Annotated in this window: 1 pseudogene; it reads left to right on the top strand. The window is 61.1% G+C overall.

Annotation, left to right across the window (positions count from 1 at the left end):
* A pseudogene (locus tag AB2L51_RS15360) lies at window positions 1-229 on the top strand (hypothetical protein); the annotation flags it as partial.

The following is a 229-nucleotide window of genomic DNA, read 5'->3' as shown; positions in this document are numbered from 1 at the left end:
CTGGAAGTCGAGCTGGTCGGTCGCGTGCAACTCGAAGAGCCGGCTGAAACAGGTTCCATCACCGTGCCGGCGCGCAAGCTGATGGACATTTGCAAGAGCCTGCCGAACGATGCCCTGATCGACATCAAGGTCGACGAGCAGAAACTGGTGGTAAAGGCCGGTCGTAGCCGCTTCACCCTGTCGACCCTGCCGGCCAACGACTTCCCGACTGTTGAAGAAGGCCCGGGCT

It is taken from the genome of Acetobacter fabarum, from assembly GCF_040702925.2.
In the GTDB taxonomy this organism is placed as follows: Bacteria; Pseudomonadota; Alphaproteobacteria; order Acetobacterales; family Acetobacteraceae; genus Acetobacter; species Acetobacter fabarum_B.
The sequence above is the reverse complement of the archived record's forward strand: the minus strand, read 5'-3'. Positions and strand labels throughout refer to the sequence as shown.